The 540-nt window shown below is 57.0% G+C and carries 1 rRNA gene; it reads left to right on the forward strand.

What is annotated here, in order from left to right:
- A 23S ribosomal RNA gene (locus WKI47_RS05775) occupies nt 1-540 on the forward strand; the annotation flags it as partial.

The following is a 540-nucleotide window of genomic DNA, read 5'->3' on the forward strand; positions in this document are numbered from 1 at the left end:
AGGTGGACAGTTTGACTGGGGCGGTCGCCTCCTAAAATGTAACGGAGGCGCCCAAAGGTTCCCTCAGAATGGTTGGAAATCATTCGTAGCGTGTAAAGGCATAAGGGAGCTTGACTGCGAGACGGACAGGTCGAGCAGGGACGAAAGTCGGGCTTAGTGATCCGGTGGTACCGCATGGAAGGGCCATCGCTCAACGGATAAAAGCTACCCTGGGGATAACAGGCTTATCTCCCCCAAGAGTCCACATCGACGGGGAGGTTTGGCACCTCGATGTCGGCTCATCGCATCCTGGGGCTGAAGTAGGTCCCAAGGGTTGGGCTGTTCGCCCATTAAAGCGGTACGCGAGCTGGGTTCAGAACGTCGTGAGACAGTTCGGTCCCTATCTGTCGTGGGCGTTGGAAATTTGAGAGGAGCTGTCCTTAGTACGAGAGGACCGGGATGGACGCACCGCTGGTGTACCAGTTGTTCCGCCAGGAGCATCGCTGGGTAGCTACGTGCGGACGGGATAAACGCTGAAAGCATCTAAGCGTGAAGCCCCCC

The organism is Saccharibacillus sacchari (genome assembly GCF_037722395.1).
GTDB classification, from domain to species: Bacteria; Bacillota; Bacilli; order Paenibacillales; family Paenibacillaceae; genus Saccharibacillus; species Saccharibacillus sacchari_A.